This window comes from Dehalococcoidia bacterium, from assembly GCA_025054935.1.
Taxonomy (GTDB): Bacteria; Chloroflexota; Dehalococcoidia; order SpSt-223; family SpSt-223; genus JANWZD01.
This window is the reverse complement of sequence record JANWZD010000042.1, coordinates 1-912: the sequence shown is the minus strand read 5'-3', so window position 1 is coordinate 912 and position 912 is coordinate 1. Positions and strand designations below refer to the sequence as shown.

Genomic DNA, 912 nt, shown 5'->3' with positions numbered 1-912 from the left:
TTGCCCACATGAAAGTTCTGGAACAGCACAACGGTTGTCAGCGCGACGGTCTGCGCCCGTGTGAGCGAGCCTGTCGTTTCGTACTCGTACATAAACAGCCACAGCCCCGCGCCGCCAATCAGCAGCCCCACCAGCGCGGTGCGCTCCCACAGCAACTTGGAGATAATCCCCTCATCGCGCGGGCGCGGCGGTTGACGCATGATGCTCTTGTCGCCCGGTTCGAACGCCATCGCCACATCCTGCAAGCCGTTCGTTACAAGGTTTAGCCACAGCAGCTGCGCGGGCAGCATTGGCATCGGCAAACCCATCAGCACAGCAAACAGGAACATCAGTATCGAGCCTGCGCCTGTGGAGATGAGGAAGAAGGTCGCATTGCGCAGGTTCTTGAAAGCGATGCGCCCTTCCTCGACGGCGTTGCGAATGCTCACGAAGTTGTCATCTGCCAGCACGATGTCGGCGGCTTCGCGGGCGACATCGGTGCCGCTTTTGCCCATCGCCACGCCCACATCGGCGGCTTTGAGCGCGGGCGCGTCGTTCACGCCGTCGCCTGTGACCGCCACTGTCTCGCCGTTGGATTGCAACGCCCGCACTACGCGCAGTTTATGTTCAGGCGATACGCGGGCGAACACATTCACGGTGCGCACGCGCTCGCGCAGCTCCTCATCGCTCATGCGCTCCAGTTCGGCGCCTGTAACCACTTCGGCGTCGGGCGGGGCGATGTGCAGTTGCGCGGCGATGGCGCGGGCAGTGGCGGCGTGGTCGCCCGTTATCATCAGCACACGGATGCCCGCTTGATGGCACTCGTCGATGGCTTCCAGCACGCCGCGTCGGGGCGGATCCATCATGCCCACCAGCCCGACGAACACCAGTTCCGACGGCTCTGGCACGCCTGCACGCGCGTCGATGCGCGCC

Annotated in this window: 1 protein-coding gene; it reads right to left on the bottom strand. The window is 63.9% G+C overall.

Features of this window, described 5'->3' with window-relative positions; all coding sequences use genetic code 11:
• Nucleotides 1–912: HAD-IC family P-type ATPase (locus NZ773_16160; protein MCS6803461.1), on the bottom strand; the 912-nt coding region annotated here is incomplete at both ends.